Genomic DNA, 25,449 nt, shown 5'->3' on the forward strand with positions numbered 1-25,449 from the left:
TTAAAGTCATCTCCTTCACGATGGATATTTTAACAATAGTATTTTACAAGCATCCTATCACAGCCACTAGGGATCACGACATACAGTGCTTAGGCTTGCGATGAAGAGGTTCATCGTCTGCCTTGTACACTATTTCTTGATTAACGTCTTGCCTGTCATTTCCTTCGGCTGAGCCACTTGTAACAGATCGAGCAAGGTAGGGGAGATATCGGCCAAAATACCGTCATCTCTTAAGTTCAAGCCTTCTTTGGTGACAATAAACGGAACCGGGTTGGTGGTATGGGCCGTATGGGGATGATTGTTTTCATCCAGGATCATATCCGCATTGCCGTGGTCCGCTGTGATCACAGCCACACCGCCCTTGGCCAGTACGGCATCGACCACTTTGCCCAGACATTCATCCACCGCTTCCACCGCTTTGATGGTCGGCTCCAATTTACCGGAATGGCCCACCATATCCGGGTTGGCAAAGTTGAGGATGATCACGTCGTGCTCATCAGAGTCGATCTCATCCAGCACCGCATCGGTCACCTCATAGGCGCTCATTTCCGGCTTCAGGTCATAGGTGGCCACTTTGGGTGAGTCAATCAGCACCCGCTTTTCACCGTCAAATTTCTTCTCCCGGCCGCCGCTGAAGAAGAAGGTGACGTGCGGATATTTTTCCGTTTCAGCGATGCGCAGCTGTTTCAAGCCGTTTTGGGTCAGTACTTCCCCCAGCGTGTTATCCAGGTTAACCGGTCTGTAAGCCACATAACCGTTTACCGTCTCACTAAAATGGGTTAAGCAGACATAGAATAAGTCCTTGGGAAACTTCTCTCCCCGGTCAAAACTGCGGAAGTCTTCGTTGGTAAACACTTGTGAGATCTGAATGGCCCGGTCCGGTCTGAAATTGTAGAAAATGACCGCATCCTCGGAACGGATCAGGCCCACCGGCTGATCCTGTTCATCCACAATAACCGTTGGTTCCACAAACTCATCATAAATACTTTTTTCGTAAGATTCCACAATGGCTTGAATGGGATCACGGTAACGGGGGCCTTCTCCGTAGACCATGGCCCGGTACGCTTTTTCCGTCCGGTCCCAGCGCCGGTCTCGGTCCATGGCATAATAGCGGCCCTGGATGGTGGCCAGCTGGCCCACGCCCAGTTCGTCCATTTTGGCCAGCAGCTGTTCAATGTACCCTTTGGCACTGTCGGGAGCCACGTCCCGGCCGTCCAGGAAGGCATGGACATACACCTTGTCCACTTGTTCTTTCTTGGCCAGTTCCAACAAGGCGAAGAGGTGGTCAATATGGCTGTGCACGCCGCCGTCTGACAGCAAACCGTACAGATGCAGGGCTGTTCCTTTTTCTTTGACATGGCGCATCGCTTGATGAAACACATCATTTTCATAAAAGTCCCCTTCTTGGATGGCCTTGTTCACACGGGTTAAATCCTGGTACACAATCCGGCCTGCCCCAATGTTTAAGTGCCCCACTTCTGAATTGCCCATTTGTCCTTCCGGCAGCCCCACGGCTTCTCCTGATGCTTTTAATGTGGTGTGGGGATAGTGCTGCCAGTAGCGGTCAAAGTTGGGGGTGTTGGCTTGGGCAATGGCATTGCCGTGGGTCTCTTCCCTGAGGGCAAAGCCGTCCAAGATGATTAAGGCGACTGGTTTTGGTCTTGTCATGCTGTTACCCCTCCAATAAACCTATAAAGGCATCCGGTTTCAAGCTGGCACCGCCCACCAGTGCCCCGTCGATGTCCGTTTGCTGCATAAATTGGGCAATATTGTCCGGCTTGACGCTTCCCCCATATTGGATGCGAATGGCTTCAGCAACGTCTGGGGAAAACTGTTCAGCCACCACCTGGCGGATATAGGCGATCACATCATTGGCTTCTTCAGCCGTCGGTGTTTGGCCCGTGCCAATGGCCCACACCGGTTCGTAAGCAATAACAGATTGTTTTACTTGCTCCCCGGTTAAGTTGGTCAGGGCTTTAATCACCTGACTGCGGACCACCTCTTTAGTTTGGCCTTCTTCCCGTTCTTCAAATGTTTCACCCACACAAATAATGGGGATTAAGCCATGCTTGTGGGCAGCATGGGCTTTCAGATTGACGCTTTCGCATGTTTCATTAAAGTACTGGCGGCGTTCGGAATGACCCAGAATCACGTATTGAACGCCCAGCTCCTTTAACATGACCGGGCTGATTTCCCCGGTAAAAGCACCCTGTTCTTCAAAGTGCATGTTTTGGGCGCCAATGCCTACCTGCTTGTCCTTGGCCCACTCCACCAGGGCAGGCAAATCCACAAACGGTGCGCAAATCACTGTTTCGATTCTTTCTGGATCAGGCAGTTTATTCTCGATGGACCGGGCAAAGTCCACAGCCTCATTGACTGTTTTATGCATTTTCCAGTTGCCAGCGATAATCGGTTTGCGCATGGTCTCCCCCTCCTTACTTATCTTCCAGAGCAGCAACACCCGGCAAGATTTTACCTTCCATAAACTCTAAGGATGCACCGCCTCCGGTTGAGATATGGCTCATGGCATCAGCCAAACCGGCCTGTTCAATGGCCGCAGCCGAATCTCCGCCACCGATGATGGTCGTGCCTTGGCAGTCAGCCAGTGCGGTGGCAATGGCGTTGGTGCCGTGGGCAAAAGGTTCCATCTCAAACACACCCATTGGCCCGTTCCAGATCACCAGGTTGGATTCCAAAATAATGTTGCGATAACGTGCCCTTGTTTCGGGCCCGATATCTAATGCTTCCCACTCGTCAGGGATGCTGTCAATGCCCACCACTTGGGTTTCGGCATCTGCAGCAAAGCGGTCCGCTACGACACAATCGACCGGCATCAGGAAGTTAACGTTGTTGGCTTTGGCTTTTTCAAGCAGTGATTTGGCCAGTTCAATTTTGTCTTCTTCCAACAGTGACTTCCCGACCGAATAGCCTTGCGCTTTGATAAACGTGTAGGCCAAGCCCCCGCCAATTAAGAGATTGTCCACCTTTGTCAGCAGGTTTTCAATCACGCCGATTTTATCCTTCACTTTGGCCCCGCCAATAATAGCTGTAAAAGGACGCTCCGGCTCTTCCAGGGCACCGCCCAGCACATCCAGTTCTTTTTGCAGCAAGAAACCGGCGACGGCGGGCAAATGGTGAGCCACCCCTTCCGTGGAAGCATGGGCGCGGTGGGCCGCACCAAAGGCGTCATTGACATAGACGTCAGCCAGTTGGGCCAGCTGCTTGGCAAACTCAGGATCGTTCTTTTCCTCGCCAGGATAAAAGCGCACATTTTCCAAAAGCAGCACCTCGCCCGGCTGCATGTTGCCGATTTGCTCCTCCACTTCTTGTCCGATGGCTTCATCCGCTTTATACACTTCTTTGCCTAACAAATCGGCCAAACGTTTGGCCACCGGATCCAGGCGCAACTCTTCTTTCACTTCGCCCTTAGGCCGTCCCAGATGGGAAGCAAGAATAACAATCGCTCCTTGCTCAAGCAAGTAATTAATGGTGGACAAAGCGGCACGGATGCGGGTATCATCCGTAATCCTCTCCCCGTCCAACGGCACGTTAAAATCGACGCGGCACAACACGCGCTTCCCCTTAACGTCAATATCTTTCACGCTTTTTTTGGCCATATGTACCCTCCTTACACCGCACAACATTATGTATGCGAAAGAGGAGAACGGTCATTCTCCTCTTTGCTGCTTAACACACTATTCAAATTATAGACCTTTACCGGCGATATATTCAACTAAATCTACCACACGGTTGGAGTAACCCCATTCATTGTCATACCAGGCAACCACTTTGACCATGTTGTCTTCAATCACCATGGTAGACAAGGCATCCACCGTGGAAGAATGGGGATCGCCGTTATAGTCGGAAGACACCAGAGGCTCTTCAGAATAAGCCATGATCCCTTTCAACGGCCCCTCAGCCGCTTGTTTTAAAGTGGCGTTTACCTCTTCGGCTGTGACGTTCTTTTCCAGTTCAGCCACCAGATCGACAACAGAAACGTTAGCCGTAGGCACGCGCATGGCAAAGCCGTTCAACTTGCCTTTCATTTCAGGCAGAACCAGGGCTACTGCTTTCGCTGCACCGGTCGTCGTAGGAATAATATTTTGTGCAGCAGCACGGGCCCGGCGGTAATCCTTATGGGGCAGGTCCAGGATCTGCTGGTCATTGGTGTAGGAGTGTACAGTGGTCATCATGCCGCGGCGCACCCCGTAAGTTTCATGCAGGACCTTGACAACCGGTGCCAGACAGTTGGTGGTGCAAGATGCATTGGAAATCACATGATGGCTGGCCGGGTCGTACTTTTCTTCGTTGACGCCCATGACCACATCAAAATCAGCGTCCTTGGACGGGGCAGAGATGATCACTTTTTTGGCACCTGCTTGCAAGTGCTTGGACGCATCCGCTTTGGCAGTGAAACGTCCTGTACTTTCCACAACCACTTCTACGCCGAGTCCGCCCCAAGGGAGCTTGGCCGGATCCCGCTCGGCAATCACTTTAATCGTTTTACCGTTCACAATGAGGGCATCGTCGGTATGCTCCACTTCCACATTCAAACGGCCATGCACACTGTCATACTTCAGCAGATGAGCCAGCATTTTGGCGTCAGTCAGGTCGTTGACTGCCACCACTTCCACATTGGGATTGTTCAGTGCCGCGCGGAACACATTGCGGCCGATTCGCCCAAAACCGTTAATACCTACTTTTGTTGCCATTGTGATTCCTCCTCTTAAAAAATAATGTGGTGATAAAGATTGCTAAAAGCTGTTTGCTTTGCAAAAACGGTTTATATATACTGAAGCATTTCCCGTGCAGCCCCCTCATCCGTAATGAGGCAATCATGCACGCCATGCTTAAGGAACGCCAAAATCGCTGGTGCTTTATCCTGACCGCCGGCAACGGCAATGATGTGTTCAGCTTGTTTGATATCTTCCAGCTTTAAGCCTACGGTTTGAATTTTATGTACAATGTTGCCGTTCCGGTCAAAATAGAAACCAAACGCTTCGGCCACGGCCTGCTTGTTTTTCAGCTTGGCCAATGTTTCAGGGCTTGCTTTGCGCCGTGTGGCCATAGTGTTAGCTTCTCCAATGCCGTGAATGACAATGCGGGCTGACTTGACAAGCTTGATGATCTCCTGGATCTGTTCATCATGCAAAAGCGATTCATAGGCTTCTTCACTGAGTTGGTCGGGCACATGCAACAGACGGTACTGTCCGCCGGAGCGTGCCGCCATTTGGGAGCAAATGGTGTTGGCCTGATACTCCACTTTTTCGCCCAATCCCCCTCTGGCAGGCACATACAGCAACGTGCGCAACACCGGATGGGGGGTCATTACTTGGGCCACCGCTTCCATGGTGGTGCCGCCAGCCACAGAGACGACTGAGTGGGGCTCAGCCCACTGTTTCAACTGCTGCACTGCTGCCCGGCCCAAGTCATTTTTGACCCACGTCTGGGTCAAACTATTACCAGCAACCACAATCACCTTGTTTAATCCAAGCTGTTCTTTCAACTGGTGTTCCAGGTGATTAAGACCGAACCATTCACGGATCACGTCTTCCATTTTTCTTACCACATAACTGCCCTCTTCGGTCAAGGTCATCCCTGCCGGAGAAAAGGCAATGAGCCCTTGTTCCTTAAGAAAATCCGTTTCCCGCCGTAACACCCGCTCAGTTAAACCGACCAGTTGAGACAAGGTGCGCCGGCCCACCGGCTGCACAGAATGGATCACCTTAAGGACGCGATGGCGCCTTTCCAGCACATCTAAGAGATCAGGCACCAGTCTTTGCTGTAATTCTAACCATTTTTCCAGGGTCTGATCACCCCTTTCCAGGATCCACCAGCAAACCGGGACGTTATGTGTCCCTGTGTGACTTATTATGTCCCGATAAGGGTAAAAAAATAAGTTCCAACTTCATTATAGCAAGTCATGTATGAATTGCAAGCCTGTTGTATCGGCCGGAGAAGGGATGATGAAAATCCCCACCGTAATGGTGAGGGCTGTTCGTATCTTTTAAACTGGATTAGAGATTTTCTTTTTTATACTGGGCCTCCATCTCCCCCTTAAATATTCAACACTCCACAGGAGCGCTAATGAAAAAATAATCACGGCTCCCGTCATGTAAGTCATTATTATTCCATGATGTAAGCTCATAATCATATAGCTAATTAACGGTCCGAAAGCTGCACCGATATCTAAAAAAACAGTATAGCAGGTTATTACTCTATTTCTATCGGTCTGTTTCGCTACATCAGAAGCCAATGCGTCACTTAGAGTTGTTAAAATGGTGGCAGACACTTGACCGGTGAGAACAACAGCCAACCAAATATAAATTGCAAAAGCAAATGGAATAAGTAAGAACGTAAAACCAGCAATTGTTAAAAAGGCAACAAACAGAAGTAAGCGGCCGTATTTTCCATCCGAATATTGGCCAAATTTTGTAGCTAAAAATGGTTCCCATGCCCAGCGAATGCCTTGAATAATACCAGCTAATGCAGCTGCGCCGACAGTAAATCCTAATAAGCTAATGGTTTCAGAATAATGGGAACCGATGACTAGACTTAATGTAGAGGCTAACATTCCTTGGAAAAGCAAAGATAGAAGCAAACCGCTGATAATGACCTTTACTACAGAGCTCGTGATCCACTTTCCCCATTCATTTTTTTCATTCCTATACTGTGTTAACTCCTCTTGTTTAGTTTTTGGAACTGAATAATATACCAGTGGCATAGCAAAGACCGTTATGAGCCCAAAAAAATGGCAACAGCCTTTATTCCCACTACGCCTACCAATATTCCGCCAACCAACATTCCGAACAAACTTCCAAGCCGGTATAAGCCATTATATGTACCCATTAACTTTCCACGATTATGATCCCCCGTACATTCAAGGACTGTAAACATTCCTCCAAGGCGTAAAAAACTCCAGGCAATGCCCCAGAGACAACGCAATATGATCCAGATTACTAAACCCTGTCCAACGCCATACCCTACAGTGGTGACAATAGCGATAACTACTGCAATACACAAGCCGGTTCTTAATGAAATTTTTCTATAAAACCAGCCTACGAATGGGTTGATGGGAATTCTGATTAAGCGATTTAATGACAGGATCAAACCAACTTCCCATAATGATACCAGGCCTACTTCTTTATAGTAAATTGGCAAGGCTATATATAACATTGAGTCACCGGTTAAACAAATGGCAGTAATAATTGAAACGGCAACAACGGGTTGGATACCATTGTTCGTTGATGCAGTATGCTTTCCAGTCATATAGTAAGATCCTCTCGTTATTTATATTCTCTATTTTATCACAACTTCAATTTTTAATAAAAAAACCCAGCAGAGCCATAGTTTAGGTCTGCTAGGCTGTTTCCGACACATATTTTTCCATTGTTCCTTGTCATCCACTCGTTACTTATAATCCGATTCGTACCATACTATTTCATCCAAAATGGTCTCCATCCGGGTTTCAAACCCATCACCATACTCAGGCGGATAATGGTAAATCAACCCAAACACACGCTCGTTGTGTTCAAAAATGGACACTTTGCCGATCATATTGTTTTTGGAAATGCTAAATTCTTGGGCTGAGAATCCAAACCGCCTTGCCTGTGACGGCTTAACCGTAAACCCCTTCTCCTCAAGCTGGTTTTGAACAAAATCCGCCATCTCCTCTACTGATTCAATTCCATCTTGAGCCAATATTTTCAGCTTGGCTTTGTACACCTTTTGCCTACCTGGATTGAAGTAGACAAGCAAGGCATTTTCTTTATTTTCAGCCGTCATATCTTGGGGAATATAGGTGTAAAAGCCCAACTGTTTCGCCTCATGGAGGTGAAGTGTGATTTCCTCCTCCATCCCCTCAATCATGATCGGCACCGTTTTGGTTTGAGGCAATTGTTGTGCTTGGCTCGCAACTGATGCTGGAAGCAGCAGAGCGGTGCGTGGGGTGTCAAAACCCAGGCAAGAAAGACTAAATACGGTTACGAGCAGCATGGTTTTTATGCTTTTCATTGGGCAGTCCTCCAGTCCGGAAACTCTGGTTAAGCTAACATGTTTTAGTATGAACCAAACTAGTTTGAATATGTGTACATGATTAGATTTCTTTGCGGCGGCTGGAGGAAAGAATACCCAGTTCATCCCGGTATTTGGCCACTGTGCGCCTGGCAATATGAATCCCTTTGTCTTGCAAGTATTGGGCAATTTTTTGATCCGATAAAGGCTTGCGCTTATTTTCGGCGTCAATTAATTGTTTGATCATTTGTTTAATTTGCACGTCAGAAGTTAATTCACCATCTTTTTTGGCAATTCCTTGGTTAAAGAAGTACTTTAACTCATATAATCCCCGGGGTGTTTGCATATATTTTTGATTGGTGGCTCTGGAAATGGTGGACTCATGCATGCCCAGGGCTTGGGCCACTTCCTTCAGTGTTAAAGGTTTTAACGCCGCCTCCCCTTCCTCAAAAAACGCTTTTTGCTGTTCGACAATCACCTGGGTGACATTCAAAATGGTTTCTTTCCGCTGCCTGATGCTCCGTTTCAGCCATTCATATTCCTTCACTTTTTGTTCCAGAAACTTTTTGGCCTGCTTGCTTTCTGCTAACATCAACGCATACTCCCGGTTAAAATGGATGCGTGGCAGTACGCTGTCATTGGCCTGGAAAACAAACGTACCATCAGGCAAACGCTCCACAAAGACATCCGGTACAATATATTTGGGCTTCTGGGATAAGAACACACTTCCCGGCTTGGGTGAAAACGACCTGATCCACTCCACACGGCGCTGAATTTCATCAAGGGTGGTGCCAAATGTCCTGGCCAGCAGTGTATATCGTTTGGCAGCAATATCGGTCAGGTGGTTTCTGATCAGGGTTTCACACAGCTTATCTCCCTGATAAGGGCTGTGGCGGAGCTGAATCAACAAACACTCCTCCAGATTGCGGGCACCGACGCCGTACGGTTCCAGCTGCTGCAACAAGGCCAAACAGGCCTCCCATGTGGACCGGGAACAGGGCTGGTTGGGAGCCATAGCGTCATAATCCGCCTCAAGGTAACCATTTTCATCCAAATTGCCGGCCATAAAAATAAGAATCTGTTTCTCCTCTTCTGTCACCTGCAGGTAGTGAATCTGTTCCAAGATATACTGTAGCAAAGTGACCTCTTTTTCGGCATAGTAATCGATGGGGTTCACATATTCATCTGTAGCAACTGCATATTCGGAGAAATAATCCTCCTCTGTATCCTCCCACTTAGAGGAGGGAGCTTCAGTCTGCACCAAGCTTTTGATCAGCTCTGGCTCCTCAATCTCTAAAAGCGGGTTTTTCTGGGCCACCTCCTGCAGATAAGGAATAAGGTCCAGTGCCGGATATTGAAGGAGGGTAATTGCCTGCCGTAATTCAGGTGTCATGGCCAGTTTTAATTGTTGTTCCTGAACCAGGCGAAAGCCCATGTCCATGGTCTGATCCCCCCCAACGATTGTCTTCTTTATGTCTATTGTACTAAAACTTTTGTGAAACGCTTACATCTATATTTAAGGTAAATATCTCCTGTCTTATGACTGTTTTTTCAGATTATTTTTATTACTATGGATGTTTAAGAAGCTGTCAGAACGCAGAACGATAGTTAAAAAATAACCTCCTGTCAGCCTGACGCAACAGGAGGATGTAGCCTATGTAAAACATAACCAACTGTCATCATTACAATGGTGCACCCGGAGGGATTCGAACCCCCGCAAGACGTGGCTCCGGAGGCCACCGCTCTATCCGGCTGAGCTACGGGTGCACAATATTCGTTCAGCAGATTGAGTAATCTGCAACACTCATGTGCCACAGTTGACATGCATCACTAATTATACGACATCACTCTGCATTTGGCAAGTGCCTATTTTTGGGGTCGTTATAAAAACAAGCCCACCAATCCACACTATAAGTGTTCAGCTGCTAGGAAAGGAAGTGACCTGAAAATGGAAGACATCCAGTATCCTCCTGCTGACCTGCATCCTCACCTTTTGGAAAAATTGAAGTCGTTTGAAGAAGAGATGCGGCAGCAGACGGGAGAAAATATTGTCCTCATTGCTTATGAAGAGCAAAAACAGCCGAAAAGATGAAGTAAACCGCCCGAGCTAAAACGGGCGGTTTTACTGCAGTCAACACCATCAGGCCACTCAGTTAAAAGGCCGTTACATCACTAACTGCTTCTTTCACCGCTTGCAGTTTCCTGTCCGCTTCTTGCAGGGAGTCTCCCTTCACGCCAATGTACAGCTTTAATTTGGGTTCCGTTCCTGAGGGACGAACACATACCCAGCTCTCATCCTGCAAGATAAACTTGAGCACATTGGAAGCGGGAAGGGACAACGGCTCCTCCCTGCCCAGAACAAGATTTTGGCGCCGTTGTGACTGATAATCCTCGATCACTGTGACGGGCTGACCGGTCAAAGTGCGGGGTGGATCTTGCCGGAGTGTGGCCATCGTTTGTCTGATCTTTTCCAGGCCTTCCCGTCCTTTTAAGGTGACAGAGATTAAATCTTCCCGGTAGTAGCCGTACTGCTTATAAAGGGCCAACAGAGCCTCATACAAGGTCAACCCTTTTGATTTATAGTACGCCCCCATTTCGGCAGCCAGAAGCACAGCCTGGATGGCATCTTTGTCCCGGACTTCATCACCGATCAAATAACCGTAACTCTCCTCATAGCCAAAGAGAAACTGACGGTCACCCGTTGCCTTAAACTGCTTAATTTTTTCCCCAATAAATTTAAAACCTGTCAGGGTGTCAATCGTCTCCAAGCCAAAGTGCTGGCCAATGACCCGCCCTAACTCAGAGGTGACGATCGTTTTACAGATGGTATGATTGGCCGCCAATGTGCCTTGGGCATTCCTCCGGGTCAGGATATAATTCAAAAGCAGGGCGCCAGTCTGGTTACCAGTCAAAACACGATAAGTGCCTTGATCATCCCGGACGACAATGCCCATCCGGTCAGCATCAGGGTCGGTACCCATAATGATATCCGCTTCAATCAGCTTTGCCTTTTCAATGGCCAAGGCAAAAGCTTCATGCTCCTCCGGGTTGGGTGAAGCCACCGTGGAAAAATCAGGGTCGGGAGCCACTTGCTCCTCCACCATGTATACCTGTTTAAAACCGGCTTCCTTTAAAACGGCCTGCACAAGTTTAGTCGCTGTTCCGTGCAAGGGGGTGAACACAATCTTAAATTGCTCACTCATCTCTCCGATCAGCTCCGGCTCTAGAGAGAGAGAAGTCACGTAGCGTACATAATCCCGGTCAATCTGCTCATCCAGATAGACCAACAAACCTTTGTCCAGCGCTTCCTCTTGACTTGCCACCGGGACAGACAGTTCGTCCTCCACCTGGGCAATCATGGCCATCAGTTGTTCGGCATCCTGCACATTCAACTGGGCCCCGTCCGGACCGTACACCTTATAGCCGTTGTATTCGGGAGGATTGTGACTGGCCGTGATCATAATGCCTGCATCTGCCTGCAAACGTCGCACGGCAAACGATAACTGGGGTGTGGGGGCCAAATTCGGAAACAGAAAGGCTTTGATCCCTTGCTGGGCCAGAGTCAGGGCTGCTTCCAGGGCAAAGCGGTCCGAGTGATGACGGCAGTCATAGGCAATAACCACACTTGAGTCAGCGTGATGTTTCCCGGCCATTGAAAAGTTATTGTCTCTTTCAGGGTTTAAATCCCCTGATTTTCGGTTATGTAAATAGTGTGCCAATCCTAAGGTTGCCTTACGGATTGTATAGATGTTCATGCGGTTGGTTCCCGCCCCGATTTCCCCGCGCATTCCCCCTGTTCCGAAAGACAGGTGGGTATAAAAACGCTCGGCGATTTCAGCCGGCTGATCCTTGATGGCGCGCAGTTCCTCATACAGCGCGGGCTCAAGATCAGGGGCATTTAACCAACGCTGATAACGCTCGTTTTCCAGGCTCATGTGGCACTCTTCCTTTCCATGAATCACCTTAATGAAGTGAAATGACGTGTGCTTCAAGCTTTAACGTCCACCGCTAATGTTTTAATTGTACCATTTTCTGAGTGATTTTTCATTTGACCTTTTTTGACCTTTTGTAGTATGATAAAAGTGGAACACTGATTAACAGATAGAAAAGGAGGCTATCATTATGCCGTTAATCCCAACAGTAATTGAACAGACCAATCGCGGTGAACGCGCCTATGATATTTATTCCCGTCTGTTAAAAGACCGGATCATTTTCCTGGGGACGCCCATCGATGATCAAGTGGCCAACGCCGTTGTGGCCCAGCTTTTGTTCCTGGCTGCTGAAGACCCGGAAAAAGATATTTCCCTGTACATCAACAGTCCTGGAGGCTCTATCACAGCCGGGATGGCCATCTACGATACGATGCAATACATTAAACCCAAAGTGAATACCATCTGCATCGGGCTGGCAGCTTCCATGGGCGCCTTCCTGCTGGCAGCAGGGGAAAAAGGCAAACGCTTCGCCTTGCCCAATGCTGAAGTGATGATTCACCAGCCTTTAGGAGGCACCCAAGGCCAGGCTGCAGACATTGAGATCCATGCTAAACGGATCTTAAAAATGCGGGAAAAATTGAATAAAATCTTGGCTGAGCGGACCGGCCAATCGCTGAAGCGGATTGAAAAGGATACAGACCGGGATCACTTCATGTCCGCCGAAGAAGCCAAAGCATATGGCCTGATCGATGAAGTGATTACCCGTACTCCAGAAAAATAAGGACTTGGCAACCTTAAGGAATACCTAGACACAAAAAGAGTGATGGCTCTCGGGCTATCACTCTTTTTGTACGCTCATGGTCTAATCGCCCCGGCTGGTTTGGCCTCTGTTACGCTTCCTTGGAGACAAACTCGGTCAGGGCCTGGATGGCCTCCTCTGCATCATGTCCTTCGGCAGAAATGGTAATATTGGTTCCTTTGGCAATGGCCAGGCTCATAATACCCATAATGCTTTTGGCATTGACTTTCTTATCGTCTTTTTCAACATAAATATCGGCGGCGTAACGGTTTGCTTCCTGCACAAACAATGCGGCTGGGCGCGCTTGTAATCCCGTTTTTAATTTCACCTCTACTTTTTGGTGAACCATTTACCTTCCTCCCTTATTAGCAATTCTTAGCAACACTTTATTTTTATTTATTATAACGTTATCTTCATGCGGCCGCAATTTGATTTGAGCCCTTTCCTCCCTATCTGCCTTCCAAAGGCAGGCCCGTGCTTTTAAGAACCCGCCCTTAACTTTGAGGCGATTGCTTCCAGCTTGCGCAAGCGGTGATTGATGCCTGATTTGGACACTTTACCGCTGGGCAGAAGCTCACCTAACTCTTTCAGGTTGACATCCGGATGTTCCAAACGGACCAAGGCAATTTCCTTCAGCTTGTCCGGCAGGTTATCCAGGCCGATTCTTTGATCGATCAGCATGATATTCTCAATCTGGCGCATGGCTGCGGCAACCGTTTTGTTCAGGTTGGCTGTCTCACAATTGACCAGTCTGTTGACAGAGTTGCGCATATCTTTAACGATCCGGGCGTCCTCAAACTGAAACAATGCTTGGTGGGCACCGATAATATTCAGAAACTCGGTGATCTTCTCACCCTCTTTTAAATACATCACATATCCCTTTTTGCGCTCGATTAGCTTGGGATACAACTTAAAATGACGGCACAGCTTCACCAGAGCCTGGCCGTGCTCGGCGTAGCTGGTAAAAATCTCTAGGTGGTAGGAGGAAGATTCAGGGTGGTTAATAGAGCCGCCAGCCATAAAAGCGCCCCTTAAGTAGGATCGTTTGCAACATGTTTTTTTGACCAGGGAAGGGGATATGTCCCGTTTCATTTCAAAACTGGGAGAGATAATCTCCAGCGCCTCCAAGATGTCTCTGGCTCCCGCAGATAAGCGGACTATGTACACATTATTCTTTTTCAGGCGCATTTTTTTGCGCACCAAAAGTTCTGCCGGAACTTGAAACAGCTTTTTCAAAGAGCTGAAAATGCGCCGGGCAATAGCTGCATTCTCTGTGCTGACATCCACCAGCACCCGGCCGCCGGAGAGGGAAAGGGAGCCATTCATACGTAAGAGGGCAGCCAGTTCCGCCTTCAGGCAACAATCTTTCAATTCTAAACTTGTCAGCTCTTTTTTCGTTAGCGATGCAAAAGACATGATGGTTCTCCTCCCTCGGACAGCTACCCGTGTAAACAACGAAGCACAATCTCCGTTACCTTCCGGGCATCATGCCTTAAATAATCATTAACCATAAACAGGCGGTCTTCAATCACCTCAATGTTAAACGGGTCCAGGCTCCCGGGCTGGTACACCACAGGATACGCCTCTTCTTCCTCGTATTTTTTTAAAACAGCAGGCGGAATATGACCACAATTAACGACCACTTTATGGAAGACAGGCTGGCCGATGTGCTCATAGATCGCAGTGACATGGTCTCGTACGGTATACCCATCGGTCTCCCCGGGCTGGGTCATCACATTACAGATATAAATCACCTGGGCTTGGCTCTGTTTAATCCCCTCTTGGATGCCTGGGACCAACAGGTTGGGCAAGACGCTGGTATACAGGCTTCCGGGCCCGATGACAATCAGGTCGGCCTGTTTCACCGCTGCCACTGCTTCGGGTAACGCTTCAATATCTTCAGGAATGAGGGACAGACGGGCAATCTTTTTCTTGGCTTTGGGGATATTAGACTCCCCAATCACCACAGTGCCATCCGCCATTTCAGCCCTTAACCTGATGCTTTGATTGGCCGCCGGTAACACAGTTCCCCGGACGGCAAACACGCGGCTTAAGGTTTTAACAGCGGTGACAAAATCGCCCGTTATTTCTTGCATGGCAGCAATAATCAAGTTGCCCAGGCTGTGGCCGGCCAGATGGTTACCGTTTTGAAAGCGGTGTTGAAAAATTTGCTGCAAAAGCGGCTCCCGCTCAGCAAGAGCCAGTAGCACATTGCGAATATCACCTGGTGGTGGCATTTTCATTTCTTCCCGTAATATTCCGGAGCTCCCGCCATCATCGGCCACGGTGACGATGGCGGTTAACTCAAGATCCGCTTTCTTTAAACCGCGCAGGATCGTCGACAGCCCGGTTCCGCCACCGATGGCCACCACCCGTCTTTTCCTCGTTTCCAATCGGTTCATCAGCACACCTCGTTTAAGACTTATCAATATCCCGATGGGTCACCTGAGTATAGTAATCAGCGGCAAAATAGTCCCGGATATGTTCTGCCAGGGTGACCGAACGGTGCTTTCCTCCCGTACAGCCGATGGCAATCACCAGCTGGCTTTTCCCCTCCCGTTGGTAATGGGGCAGTAAAAAGCTGAGTAACTCTTTTAATTTATGCACAAACTCCTGCGTATCGTTCCACTTGAGGACATAGTCGGACACATCCTGATCCAGTCCGGTTTTGGGACGCATCTCCTCGATATAGTGGGGATTGGGCAGAAAACGGACATCAAAAACCAGGTCGGCATCGATGGGAATCCCGTATTTGAAGCCAAAGGACATCACGTTGACAGTAAAGGTATGCCGGCCCTTGGAAAAGCACTGTACGATTTTTTTGCGCAATTGGGCCGGCTTTAGGGCGGAAGTATCAATGATGAGCTGGGCCCGCCCTTTCAGCTCCTTCAACAGTTCCCGTTCCTGCCTGATTCCTTCCAGCGGCAATCCTTCGGGCGCCAGCGGATGACGGCGGCGCGTCTCTTTGTACCGTTTGACCAGTACCTCATCACTGGCATCCAAGAACAAGATTTGGTAGTTAAACTGGTCATTCACCTTTAATTGATCCAGCGCCTGGAATAAGGCATCAAAAAATTCTCTCCCCCTGAGATCCATCACCAAAGCCACTTGATTCATTGTTGAAGCCGACTGTTCAATCAGTTCCAAGAACTTTGGAATCAGCACCGGTGGCAGGTTATCTACACAAAAGTAGCCCAGGTCTTCCAGAGCTTGAACGGCCACCGTTTTTCCGGCCCCAGACATCCCCGTGATAATCATTAATTCGATTCGATTTGGCTGCATATGCCTGCCCCTCCTACTCATAGGAAATCAAGTCATAGTCCGGGGTGTAACGAAACTTGAGAATCAGCAGTTCATCGCCCTCTTGTTCCAATATATGTTCAAAATAGATCTGATCCCCTTTTGCTTTGGGTAATCCGGCCACTTGCCGGCGGGGCAACCAGGCCAACTGACCCTCAGGAGAGTGTGCCAGCACTTCTCCTTCGTACCGGTCACAGACAAAGGTGAACATCATCCATTCATCCACATGTTGCCCATTCTCTTCAATCAGAATGGTAAAAACGCCTTTTAAAGCAGGATCTATCAGGGTAATGCCTGTTTCTTCCTTAAATTCCCGCGTTACCGCTTCGCGGATGGTTTCTCCGCTTTCCATTTTTCCGCCCGGTGCAACCCACCATCCACGGCGGGGCTTTTGCAACAGGAGGACTTCATCTTGTTCGCGGTCGATCAAGATACAGTTAGTTACGCGTTGCACCTGTCTGTCACTCCTACATATAGTTTACCATATCCAGCATATCACCAAAGGGGCAGATTATCAAAAAGTAACGTTTGGGCAAAAAAGAAGGCACAGGATTTTCCTGTGCCAAAAAGAGAATTTATATTAAAAGGGGGTCATTACGTATCTATAGTATATCCCCTTTTTATTACAATTATATTACAAACAGGTAAAAAAACTGTTACAATTGTGGACAATCTTCGCCATATGTCGTTTGTTTATCGCCATGGGCCACTGATTTAGGCTTTGTTGGCTGCTTTTAAGCGCTCATTTAACTCTTCCACATAATGCTGGGCACTCATGGCGGCAATGGAGCCGTCCCCGGTGGCCGTGACGATTTGGCGCAGTGTTTTCTCCCGCACATCCCCTGCGGCAAAAATACCGTCCACTTTCGTTTTCATCTCTTCATCAGTGACAATGTACCCGTCTTCATTAAGGATACCCAAATCTTTAACCACATCGGAAATGGGATCCATACCGATGTAAATGAACACACCATCGCAGGGAAACTCTCGCTCTTCGCCGGTTTGGGTATGTTTCAGCCGCACACCGCTCACTTTGTCCTCGCCCAAAATCTCCTCCACTGTATGGTTCCATATAAAATCAATTTTATCGTTGTCAAAGGCGCGTTGTTGCAGAATAGGTTGGGCTCTCAGTTTGTCCCGCCGGTGCACCACTGTCACTTTGCTGGCAAATTTGGTCAAAAAGTTCGCTTCCTCCACGGCAGAATCACCACCACCCACGACAACCAGTTCCTTGCCTTTAAAGAAGGCACCATCACACACCGCACACCAGGAGACACCGCGGCCGGAAAGACGGTCCTCACCGGGCACGCCCAGCTTACGGTATTGAGTACCGGTCGCCACAATCACCGCTTTAGCCTCGTACACCTTATCTCCTACAATCACTTTTTTATAAGGATCCCCGTCTTTAATGCTTGTCACATTGCCGTAGCTGTATTTGGCCCCAAATTTTTGGGCGTGCTCAAACATTTTCATGGATAAATCAGGGCCCAAAATGTGATCATAGCCCGGATAGTTCTCTACATCTTCCGTATTGGCCATCTGCCCCCCTGGCTGTCCTCGTTCCAAGAGCAGGGTGCTCATGTTGGCTCTGGAAGTATACACAGCAGCGGTTAACCCTGCCGGTCCGGCACCAACGATGATCACATCGTACAGTTGATCAGCACTCATGACGTCCACACTCCTATCTGACTCATTGTTCGGTTTGACACCCTTACTATTAGCTTAATCTTTTTTTCCTACACTGTCTAAAGAAATGCTTTGCTGTAAGAGTTCCACATTGCGGGAGAGTGTAGAAACGGAGACACCGTATTTGTGAGCCATCTCTTTTTTCAAGCAGGGATGATTGTTCAAGGACAAGACGACATATTCCACTGCTGCTGCCCAGGCTTCCGGCTTCTTGATGATCGGCAATCGCGGATAACTGAGGCGCAGGAAATGGGTCCAGATTAGATAGGCTTCCTGTAAATACTGCTCATCACCGGGACAGGTCATATGCTGATCCAGACAGTCCGCCACTTTGCGCCAGTGACCAATCCAACGAACGTTATCTGTTGCTTCATGTTCAATGGCAACCCCCATTTGACGCAAGACAAACAAAGCCAATGCCTTAAGGTAATCTGTCTCTTGCGGATCTTGCAGCAGAGATTTTAACGCTTCCTCCACTTCCTGATCAGCAAACAGGGGCAGCGATTGGATCACCTGTATTTTGGTTTTCACATCGCCATGTTTCAGCGCCCAAAAAATGGATGAACGAATCATAGGGTCATTCATCACTGATTGGGGCAGCCGACCGTTAGCAAACCATTTGTTTTTCCGCCACTGTTCAGCGTAGGGCAATTGATAATGATAGGGGAGCCTGCGTCCGCTGTGCTTAATTTCAGGACGTTTCATCAACTCAAGATAATAGTCGGCCACTTCTCCCTTGGGGTCCAGCGTTTGAACCTTTTTCCAGGCTGCTTCAGCTGTCTCCCAGCGTTTTGTATTAAAGGCAGCCACTGCCAAATAATGATAAAGAATCACCTCATCCTGCAACCCTCGGCGGGAAAGGATAGAAAACAGTTCAAAGGAACGTTCATCTTCACCCAGAATCCCCAGAGTTGTCGCCAGCTTGTAATGATGATCGAGGTGTATGGGCAGTACCTTTTTTAAACCATTAATAATGGCTTGGGCCCGATCATGCTCCTCCTGATGGGTTAAAAAGACAGCCAAATTGCAAAGGGCATGCAGATTGCTGGCGTCTTCTTCCAAAATGCTGTCAATCGTGGCTAATGCTTTTTCCCATTCGCCCAAATAATAATAGGACAGAGCCAGATTATTGCGGGCAGCAAGAAAGGAGGGGTAGGTTGCCACCATCTCTTCCAGTATCTTTGTCGCCTCTACAAATTTGCCCTGCTCCAGACACAGGCGTGCTTGCTCATGCTGCTCAATCATGCGGTATTCTTCGTCCAATTCTTTGGGTGCCCGTTCCAACTCAAAGCAAATATAATCCAGCAATTCCTCCGCTTCCTCACTGTAGGCCCCATCCGGTTCCTGTTTGAGGTACGTCAGCACATAATGCTCCGCCTGTTCCATGTCACCCATATGGGCAAAATTGTTAGCCAGATAATAGTAACACTCATGTATCGTATTATCCACTTCATTGATCACTTTAAACAGCCAGTAGTTGCTTTGGTCATACTGTTCCAGCTCCGTGTAAACAGCAGCTAAATGAATCAGATATTGGGGATGATGGGGATCACATTGAACACAACGTTGAAAGTATTTCAAGGCACGCTGAAAATTGCGGCGCGCCAAATGGCGCAAACCCCGTTCAAAAAAGAAATCAGCGTCAAACGGTACAGCAATGATGTTGTTTCTCTTTTGAGTCTGGTTAGTCTTTGGCATAGTATCCCCCAAATATGAATCTGTTTGCCAAAAGTATATCATAAATAACTTGCTTTTAATAGCGCGAGCACTTACGAAACTTGTATAATAAGGCAATCCACATATATTTTGTAGACATAAGGAGTCATCCCCATTGCTCTATTCAAGATTTGGGGAGAGACTCCGTTTTTCATTCCTTAAACCGAATGAAAGTCGGTAAATAGAAATTTTATAATATTGATTAGCTTAATCGGATTTGCTACATTTTAAGTATAAATTGACTTGCAAAGGAGTGCACATCATGTTTAATAAAACTGTTCCCATCAAACAAAGGAGGCTAAGCGGCTGCTTCGTGCTAATCCTCATCCTTTCACTGTGTGGGCTTTCACTTTTTTACGGGCCTCCTGTCAAAGCCCATACCTATTTGGAAAGCTCGACGCCCGCTGATGGAGAAACAGTGGAGGAAGAGATACAGTCAGTAGAATTAACTTTTGATACTCAGGTTCAAGATGTCATTAAAGTGGAAATTATTTCGGATGCCAATAACGTAATAGATATTGATAAGTTACAGTATGATGGCCGACAAGTGATAGCTTTCCTGCCTCACACCTTGGATAACGGCCACTACACGGTTAACTGGGAAATTGTCAGCGAAGACGGCCATATCACCAACGGGGCTTTTAGCTTTACCGTGGAGGCTGACATGCCAGAGAGTCCTGAAGAGGGAACTTCTGCAGATGATCCTGACACAACAGAAACAACTGAAGAATCTGCAGGGCCTGAGGCAGATGAACAGGTAGCACCAGATGGAGAAGGCACATTGGAAGAGGATGTGCAGCAAAACGAAGTGGATCAAAACAACTCCTTTCTCCCCTGGCTGGGACTGGTACTGGTGGTTATTGCTGTTGTGGGGTATGTGCTGTGGAGGAAACGCTCATGACGGTTATCATCAGCAAAGGGATAATGTATCTTTGCCTCGCTATTTTAATGGGATATACACTTCTTAACCTGATTCCCCCGACACGGAAACCTGTCATCCACGTTTCCCGCCGGATCATAGGAGTGGTCATCCCGTTGCTGGCCGCTGTATTATTGATCCCCATTGTTTCCTTGTCCCGTTATGTTGCACAGGAAACAGGGGAGCGGTTTTGGCCCATTTTTCAAAGCATCTTGTTTTCGTTTGAAATGGGCAAGGCCTGGCTGATTATCCTGCTGCTCTTAAGCGGTCTGGCTGTGCTTTATTTTTCCAGGCTCATGGAGAAGTACACCTCTCTCCGCTACGTTGCTTTCTTCCTGATGCTTGGCGTTGTTTTTGCCCAGGGATGGGCCAGCCACCCTTCCTCAGTCGAAGGACTGTTGGGCTTTATTGCCCAATCGTTTCATGTTCTGGCAATCAGTCTGTGGATAGGGGGCCTGTTAATTGTAGCTTGGTTTACCCCCAGGAACACCGAGTGGCTTCCGTTTCTCTTTTGGTTTACACCACTGGCGGCAGGCTGTGTGGGCATCATGATCATCACGGGTGTGACCATGATGTCATTTATCACACCTTACCTGGCAGAGTCCCTTATCCTGCCTTATGGACAAACGCTCTTAATTAAGCATATCCTCATTGTTCCTGTGTTGTTGTTTGGCCTGATCAATGGTTTTCTCCTGCGCCACCGCCTCAAAACTAACCCCTCATTTGCGCCACAGCGCTGGATGAGGGCTGAAAGCGGGCTGGCCCTCGGGGTGTTTGCCGTGACAGCTTACCTGACCGAGCAAGCACCCCCACACGAAGAGATAGCCCGGACATTCCAGTTTACCGGTGCCTCTCCCTTATTCGAATGGTTTTTTCCCCAAGTCATTGAGCCCAGCCAACTGTCGTTCGTATTCAGTTGGTGGACCCTGATCGGCCTGGTTGCTTCCCTTATCTTTATATCAATCCTTCTGCTGGGAGTAAGAGTTAAGTCAGTTCTTCTGTCTTTTGCCAGTGCTGTGCTGGTGGCGGCCAGTTTATATGTGGCCGTGATGCTATCAGTAGACATCCAGCAACCTCCTGCCGGGCAAGAAACCGGCACAACTGAGTATATCGAGTTCGGAGGTTCATTTTGCCACTAACATGAATTGCAAGCGCGTCTGTTGAGGCATGGGCATCCTTGACAGCGCTTGGCCCCAGGCAAACGATAATAATAACAACATGTCTTGCGTTGCCGCAGCCCTCCATCGCTTCCCTGACCTGACTCCTCCCAGTATTGAGCCAGTGGATTGTACTCCGTTCCAAATAAAGCTGCTGAGGCCGTGAGCAAAGACTGAAAGTCCTCCCGTGCCCGTTGTCTGACATCCGGCTCATCAGCCGTTAACAGGTGTTGTTCATATAACCAAATCACATACAGCGCCGTATTTTCCCACAAGACAGCCGGTGAAATGCCTGTGAGGCGGTTCAGAGCCGTCCACACTTTGGTCACATGTTCAGCAAAAAGGGAGCGGATAAAAGCCGTACGCTGCACCTCGCGGTCAGCTGAGAGCATCAGCACCGTGCCATGGCGCAGTTTAAGCTTTGGCAGCCACATCCCTTGTTCTGCACTTGATTCCACCCAAACATTCCCGGGCCAAAGGGGGAGTAATTTGTTAAAGCGGCTCATGGCATACAAAGCCGGCACCAAGACTAAATAGCTGTAGCGTTTGGAAAATTGTGAAGCGGTCACGACCCGGGAAGGGGATCGCAACAGTTGGGATACCTCTTGTAAATAGGCTGCTAACTGCCCGGGATGCAGTAAATCACTGGCTTTAATTCCTGACGAAACCGAGTTGTGGGATAAAGGATTGTAGCGAAACCGGGCGGCAAGCACCTGTTCTTCTTCAGGCGTGAGCCGTAATCTCATTGTGTCCACGTCTCCTTTGCTTTTTTCCCTTCCCATAAGGTACGCAGAGGGGTGTGCCATACAGCGGATCAGTGATTACCTGGCAGGACAAGCCGAACACTTTTTCCACCAACCCCGGCGACATGATCTGTTCAGGTTCTCCCTGGGCAAAAATCCCCTGCCGATACACAGCAATCATATAATCGGCATACCGGCAGGCCAGGTTCAGATCATGTAAAACCATGACAATGGTTCTGCCCTCGCTCCGGTTTAAGTCATACAATAAATCCAAAATTTCTATCTGATGGGCTAGATCCAGGTAAGTAGTGGGTTCATCGAGCAAAAGAATATCGGTATCCTGGGCCAGGGACATGGCAATCCAGGCCCGCTGACGCTGCCCCCCTGATAATGAATCCACCTGCCGCTCGGCCAAATCAGTCAGATTGGTGGCGGCCAAAGCTTTCTGAACCGCCTGTTCGTCCTCTTCCGACCATTGTTTGAGCCAGCTTTGATAAGGATAACGTCCCTGCTTGACAAGCTGCAGGACAGTCAATCCTTCAGGTGCAACAGGTGTTTGGGGCAGTATGGCCATCTGTTTGGCCACTTCTTTAGTAGACAACGAGGCAATGTTCTTGCCGTTTAACAACACCGTCCCTTCTCTCGGTTTCAACAGGCGTGCCAATGAGCGGAGCAGCGTGGATTTCCCTGATCCATTGCTTCCGATCAGCACCGTAATCCTGCCCTCAGGGATGGACAGATCCAAGTTATTAATCACTGTCGTTTCTCCGTACCCCAGGGTTAACCTTTTGGTCTTGAGCGATGGCATAAAACTCTCCCCCTTTGTTCTCAAAAGTACTGCTCTTTCCTGTTTGGGCATTGTTTAGTGCTGACGCTGGCGAAAAAGCAAATAGATAAAATATGGTGCGCCGATGGCAGCGGTGAACACGCCAGCCGGGACCTCAAGCGGAGCAAACAGCGTGCGGGCGGCTAAGTCAGCCAACAGGACGATTAATCCCCCCATTAAAGCAGAAACAGGAATTAACACCCCGTAAGCGGATCCGACCAGGCGGCGGGCCATATGGGGGGCCATTAATCCGACAAAACCGATGCCTCCTGCAAAAGCGACAGCACCGCCAGCCAAGGCTGTGCTCAGGGTGAGCAGAATCAGCCGCTCCTTTTGGATCGCGCTTCCCACTCCTTTGCCCACCTCGTCTCCCAATTCTTGCACATTCAGATGGCGCGTCCGGACCAAGGCCAGCACCCCCATGGCCAAAACCCAAGGCAACAAGGTGAGCACCTCCCGCCAGTTGGTGCCATGCACACTGCCTGTAATCCATATATTAGCCTCTGTAGCCCTGTAAATCGGCCCCAAAATCATCATCAACGTTGTCAAGGCCTTCATTGCGGCAGCCAGGCCAATGCCGATCAAGACCAGCCGCAGCGGAGAAACGCCCTCCTTCCAGGCTAAGATATACACCAGAAACCCGATCAGGAAAGCACCTAAAAAAGCGGCCAGCGGCAACCAGTTGATACTCACTGTCAAGGCATTGCTCCTGTCACTAAATAGGGTAAAAAATGTGACCACAGCCACCGAAGCTCCCCCGGTAATGCCGATAATATCGGGGGAGGCCAAAGGGTTGCGAATAATCCCTTGTAAAATCGCCCCTGACACCGCCAGAGCGGCTCCAGCCAATATGGCCAGCATAATCCGCGGCAGCCGGAAGGAGGTGACCACCAGCCGCTCCATTTCCGTGCCGTAACCAAACAGGGCTTTTAACACATCGAGAGGATGAATAGCCATTTGCCCCATGCCCATGCTGACCAAGGCGGCAAACATCAGCACGACAAACAGAATGGTGATGACCCATAAGGCTTTTTTATCAAAGAGATAAGATAGGTGACGTTTGCGCAGAATGACATATTTGCTCATGTCTAACGTATCCCCTTGCGTGCCAGATAGATAAGAAAGGGCGTGCCGATCAACGCAGTCATCACCCCTACCGGAACTTCGCCAGGCATGATCACGTAGCGGGCGGCAATATCGGCAGCCAGGAGCAACATGGCTCCCAGGAAGGCACAATAGGGCAGCAGCCAACGATAATCCACCCCGACCAGTCCCCTGGCAATATGGGGTATAACCAGCCCGACAAAGAGGATGGGGCCGGCCACAGCCACAGATCCTCCGGCCAGTAATACCACAAGGAGCACAGCCATTCCCTTCACCAGCCACACCTTTTGCCCCAACCCCCGGGCCACATCATCCCCGAGATGTAAAGCATTCATCTTAGGTGCCAGCAGCAGGGCGCCGGTCCATCCGCCCAACATGTAAGGCAGAACTGTGATCAATGCTTCCAGCTTGCGCCCTTCCACAGAGCCGGCCAGCCAAAATAGCACTTCCTCCAAGGCCCTTTCATTTAAGACCAGCAAACCCTGGGTCAAAGAGGAAAATAAAGCGGCCATGGCAGCGCCGGCCAGCGTTAATTTAATGGGTGTCAGTCCGTCACGGCCCGCTGAACCTAGTATGTATACCACGACTGCTGAGAATGCGGCGCCAGCAAAGGCAATCCAGGTAAAGGCTGTTAACGAAGTGGTGGAAAAAACGGACACAGCCACAACAATGGCAAATCCGGCACCGGCATTGATGCCGAAGATACTGGGGTCAGCCAGCGGATTGCGGGTAATCCCCTGTAAAAGGGCTCCCGCTACAGCCAGGCTGGCCCCGACCGCTGCTGCAATCAAAGCCCGGGGCAAACGGTTTTGCTGGACAATAATATGTTCATTGGAACCGTTATATTGCGTAAATGCTTCATAAGCCATCCCCCAGCTGATCTCCGTTAATCCATAGACGATGCTGCAGCCGATCAATATCACAACAAGAACAGCTGCTATGAATAACCCCAAACATTTGCTATATTGACTCTGCAAGATCCCCGGCATGCTGTCACAACTCCTTAGCTTTAGTCTAGGAGAAGTGATAATCATTGTCAATGATAATGAGAACTTTTTTCAAAAAACCATTGACAATTCCCTAGTCCAGGAGTAAGATACTGAATTGTAAATGATATTCATTTTCAAGTATGGTTTCCTGAACCAAAACTGACACCAATAAAGAGCAGCGGTATGATGTCAAGAGACTAATTTGAACAAAATCGCTGCTTTAACGGAGGTGTAGCGAAAAAAGGCAATAGGAAACTAAGCCCAC

The 25,449-nt window shown here is 48.8% G+C and carries 25 protein-coding genes and 1 tRNA gene; 4 read left to right on the forward strand and 22 right to left on the reverse strand.

The window, feature by feature from the left end; all coding sequences use genetic code 11:
* Positions 1–129: 129 nt before the first annotated feature.
* From gpmI to J2S00_RS06200, 10 genes are all read right to left on the reverse strand, one after another.
* The gene (gene gpmI, locus J2S00_RS06155) at positions 130–1,668 is read right to left on the reverse strand and encodes a 2,3-bisphosphoglycerate-independent phosphoglycerate mutase (RefSeq protein ID WP_307336819.1); all 1,539 of its coding nucleotides are present in this window, start codon (positions 1,666–1,668) and stop codon (positions 130–132) included.
* A 4-nt stretch (positions 1,669–1,672) separates the two neighbouring features.
* On the reverse strand, positions 1,673–2,422 hold the full coding sequence (gene tpiA / locus J2S00_RS06160) for a triose-phosphate isomerase (protein WP_307336822.1): 750 nt from the start codon (positions 2,420–2,422) through the stop codon (positions 1,673–1,675).
* Positions 2,423–2,435: 13 nt separating this feature from the next.
* Positions 2,436–3,617 (reverse strand): phosphoglycerate kinase, encoded by a 1,182-nt coding sequence (locus tag J2S00_RS06165; protein ID WP_307336824.1) that lies wholly within the window; start codon positions 3,615–3,617, stop codon positions 2,436–2,438.
* 87 nt (positions 3,618–3,704) lie between these two features.
* Positions 3,705–4,712, reverse strand: a complete 1,008-nt coding sequence (locus tag J2S00_RS06170; protein WP_307336827.1) for an ArsJ-associated glyceraldehyde-3-phosphate dehydrogenase — start codon at positions 4,710–4,712, stop codon at positions 3,705–3,707.
* A gap of 71 nt (positions 4,713–4,783) precedes the next feature.
* Entirely contained in the window at positions 4,784–5,806 is a 1,023-nt protein-coding gene (locus tag J2S00_RS06175) for a sugar-binding transcriptional regulator (protein WP_307336935.1), read from the reverse strand.
* A gap of 201 nt (positions 5,807–6,007) precedes the next feature.
* Complete coding sequence (locus J2S00_RS06180; RefSeq protein ID WP_307336830.1) at positions 6,008–6,724, reverse strand: MFS transporter; 717 nt, start codon at positions 6,722–6,724, stop codon at positions 6,008–6,010.
* A gap of 11 nt (positions 6,725–6,735) precedes the next feature.
* Positions 6,736–7,269 (reverse strand): MFS transporter, encoded by a 534-nt coding sequence (locus J2S00_RS06185; RefSeq protein WP_307336833.1) that lies wholly within the window; start codon positions 7,267–7,269, stop codon positions 6,736–6,738.
* Positions 7,270–7,410: 141 nt separating this feature from the next.
* A complete protein-coding gene (locus J2S00_RS06190; RefSeq protein WP_307336835.1) occupies positions 7,411–8,013 on the reverse strand; it encodes a hypothetical protein in 603 nt (200 codons plus the stop codon).
* A gap of 82 nt (positions 8,014–8,095) precedes the next feature.
* Positions 8,096–9,454, reverse strand: a complete 1,359-nt coding sequence (gene rpoN, locus J2S00_RS06195; protein WP_307336838.1) for an RNA polymerase factor sigma-54 — start codon at positions 9,452–9,454, stop codon at positions 8,096–8,098.
* 247 nt (positions 9,455–9,701) lie between these two features.
* Positions 9,702–9,780: transfer RNA gene (locus J2S00_RS06200), tRNA-Arg, on the reverse strand.
* A 181-nt stretch (positions 9,781–9,961) separates the two neighbouring features.
* Between J2S00_RS06200 and J2S00_RS06205 the strand changes: the two genes are divergently transcribed.
* Complete coding sequence (locus J2S00_RS06205) at positions 9,962–10,105, forward strand: hypothetical protein (protein ID WP_307336843.1); 144 nt, start codon at positions 9,962–9,964, stop codon at positions 10,103–10,105.
* Between the two features lie 61 nt (positions 10,106–10,166).
* On the opposite strand, the gene J2S00_RS06210 is transcribed toward J2S00_RS06205, so the two are convergent.
* A complete protein-coding gene (locus J2S00_RS06210; protein ID WP_307336845.1) occupies positions 10,167–11,948 on the reverse strand; it encodes a phospho-sugar mutase in 1,782 nt (593 codons plus the stop codon).
* A 187-nt stretch (positions 11,949–12,135) separates the two neighbouring features.
* On the opposite strand from J2S00_RS06210, the gene clpP reads away from it, so the two are divergent.
* Positions 12,136–12,726, forward strand: a complete 591-nt coding sequence (gene clpP, locus J2S00_RS06215; RefSeq protein WP_307336848.1) for an ATP-dependent Clp endopeptidase proteolytic subunit ClpP — start codon at positions 12,136–12,138, stop codon at positions 12,724–12,726.
* Between the two features lie 109 nt (positions 12,727–12,835).
* On the opposite strand, the gene J2S00_RS06220 is transcribed toward clpP, so the two are convergent.
* The 7 genes from J2S00_RS06220 to J2S00_RS06250 all read right to left on the reverse strand — a co-directional run bounded on the left by J2S00_RS06220 (position 12,836) and on the right by J2S00_RS06250 (position 19,428).
* Complete coding sequence (locus tag J2S00_RS06220; RefSeq protein ID WP_307336852.1) at positions 12,836–13,093, reverse strand: HPr family phosphocarrier protein; 258 nt, start codon at positions 13,091–13,093, stop codon at positions 12,836–12,838.
* A gap of 131 nt (positions 13,094–13,224) precedes the next feature.
* Positions 13,225–14,160 carry a DNA-binding protein WhiA gene (whiA, locus tag J2S00_RS06225; protein ID WP_307336855.1) on the reverse strand — a complete coding sequence of 312 codons (936 nt, stop codon included), beginning with the start codon at positions 14,158–14,160 and terminating at the stop codon, positions 13,225–13,227.
* Between the two features lie 23 nt (positions 14,161–14,183).
* A complete protein-coding gene (mgfK, locus tag J2S00_RS06230) occupies positions 14,184–15,146 on the reverse strand; it encodes a gluconeogenesis morphogenetic factor MgfK (protein WP_307336858.1) in 963 nt (320 codons plus the stop codon).
* A gap of 13 nt (positions 15,147–15,159) precedes the next feature.
* Positions 15,160–16,047, reverse strand: coding sequence for an RNase adapter RapZ (gene rapZ / locus J2S00_RS06235; protein WP_370875837.1), 888 nt, complete (start codon positions 16,045–16,047; stop codon positions 15,160–15,162).
* Positions 16,040–16,498, reverse strand: a complete 459-nt coding sequence (locus J2S00_RS06240; RefSeq protein ID WP_307336863.1) for an NUDIX domain-containing protein — start codon at positions 16,496–16,498, stop codon at positions 16,040–16,042. The genes rapZ and J2S00_RS06240 overlap by 8 nt, the downstream gene beginning before the upstream one ends.
* A gap of 260 nt (positions 16,499–16,758) precedes the next feature.
* Positions 16,759–17,712, reverse strand: a complete 954-nt coding sequence (gene trxB, locus J2S00_RS06245) for a thioredoxin-disulfide reductase (protein ID WP_307336866.1) — start codon at positions 17,710–17,712, stop codon at positions 16,759–16,761.
* A 54-nt stretch (positions 17,713–17,766) separates the two neighbouring features.
* Entirely contained in the window at positions 17,767–19,428 is a 1,662-nt protein-coding gene (locus J2S00_RS06250; RefSeq protein ID WP_307336869.1) for a tetratricopeptide repeat protein, read from the reverse strand.
* 280 nt (positions 19,429–19,708) lie between these two features.
* On the opposite strand from J2S00_RS06250, the gene J2S00_RS06255 reads away from it, so the two are divergent.
* Positions 19,709–20,347, forward strand: a complete 639-nt coding sequence (locus J2S00_RS06255) for a copper resistance CopC family protein (protein WP_307336871.1) — start codon at positions 19,709–19,711, stop codon at positions 20,345–20,347.
* Positions 20,344–21,504 (forward strand): CopD family protein, encoded by a 1,161-nt coding sequence (locus tag J2S00_RS06260; RefSeq protein WP_307336873.1) that lies wholly within the window; start codon positions 20,344–20,346, stop codon positions 21,502–21,504. The genes J2S00_RS06255 and J2S00_RS06260 overlap by 4 nt, the downstream gene beginning before the upstream one ends.
* On the opposite strand, the gene fhuF is transcribed toward J2S00_RS06260, so the two are convergent.
* The 4 genes from fhuF to J2S00_RS06280 are packed head-to-tail and all read right to left on the reverse strand — an operon-like array spanning position 21,501 to position 25,184.
* Positions 21,501–22,268: a siderophore-iron reductase FhuF gene (gene fhuF, locus J2S00_RS06265; protein WP_307336877.1), complete on the reverse strand. Its 768-nt coding sequence runs from the start codon at positions 22,266–22,268 to the stop codon at positions 21,501–21,503. The genes J2S00_RS06260 and fhuF overlap by 4 nt on opposite strands.
* Positions 22,246–23,073: an ABC transporter ATP-binding protein gene (locus J2S00_RS06270; protein WP_307336880.1), complete on the reverse strand. Its 828-nt coding sequence runs from the start codon at positions 23,071–23,073 to the stop codon at positions 22,246–22,248. Before J2S00_RS06270 ends, fhuF begins: the two co-directional genes overlap by 23 nt.
* 54 nt (positions 23,074–23,127) lie before the next feature.
* The gene (locus J2S00_RS06275) at positions 23,128–24,177 is read right to left on the reverse strand and encodes a FecCD family ABC transporter permease (protein ID WP_307336883.1); all 1,050 of its coding nucleotides are present in this window, start codon (positions 24,175–24,177) and stop codon (positions 23,128–23,130) included.
* A gap of 2 nt (positions 24,178–24,179) precedes the next feature.
* On the reverse strand, positions 24,180–25,184 hold the full coding sequence (locus J2S00_RS06280) for a FecCD family ABC transporter permease (protein WP_307336887.1): 1,005 nt from the start codon (positions 25,182–25,184) through the stop codon (positions 24,180–24,182).
* Positions 25,185–25,449: the final 265 nt, after the last annotated feature.

The organism is Caldalkalibacillus uzonensis (genome assembly GCF_030814135.1).
In the GTDB taxonomy this organism is placed as follows: domain Bacteria; phylum Bacillota; class Bacilli; order Caldalkalibacillales; family Caldalkalibacillaceae; genus Caldalkalibacillus; species Caldalkalibacillus uzonensis.